This window comes from Sedimentibacter sp. B4 (assembly GCF_000309315.1).
GTDB classification, from domain to species: Bacteria; Bacillota; Clostridia; order Tissierellales; family Sedimentibacteraceae; genus Sedimentibacter; species Sedimentibacter saalensis.
Window position 1 is genome coordinate 1 of the sequence record NZ_CANG01000153.1, and the last position, 507, is coordinate 507.

Below are 507 nucleotides of genomic sequence, written 5' to 3' on the forward strand. Positions count from 1 at the left end.
GCCCGGGCGGAGGAGACGGTCCGGATGCTCAGCGACGAGATCGACAAGCTCACCGAACGGGCCGCGAAGGCTGCGGCGCGCGGGGACGGTGCTGCGGCAGCCAAGGCCAACGACTCGATCGCCACCTACCAGACCTGGCTCGACCAGGCGAAGGAGACCCTGGCGGACTTCAGCCGGTAGCGGTCCACGCCGTCCCGGCCCGGCCACGGCATCGCGGGACGGCGGGCGCCGCACTGGTCTGTGCGGGGATCGTCCCGCCGCGAAGGTCAGTTCTTGATCCGGAAGACGTCGTAGACGCCGGGCACCTTGCGGACGGCACCGATCAGGTGCTCCAGGTGGGTCGGGTCGGTGGTCTCGAAGGTGAACCGGAACTTGAACGTGCGATCCTTCGCCGTGTTCAGCGTCGCGGACTGGATCGAGATGTGGTACTCCCCCATCACCTTCGTCACCTCGGAGAGGATCCCGGTCCGGTCGATGCCCTCGACCTGCAATGCCACCAGGAAGCTG

1 protein-coding gene and 1 pseudogene are annotated in these 507 nt (G+C 68.0%); one reads left to right on the forward strand and one right to left on the reverse strand.

Going from position 1 to position 507, the window contains the following annotated elements; genetic code table 11:
• Nucleotides 1-180: pseudogene (locus tag BN358_RS23065) on the forward strand (DUF349 domain-containing protein); the annotation flags it as partial.
• 86 nt (nucleotides 181-266) lie between these two features.
• Here BN358_RS23065 and BN358_RS23070 read toward each other — a convergent pair.
• Nucleotides 267-507: ACT domain-containing protein (locus BN358_RS23070; protein WP_157593337.1), on the reverse strand; the 241-nt coding region annotated here is incomplete at its 5' end.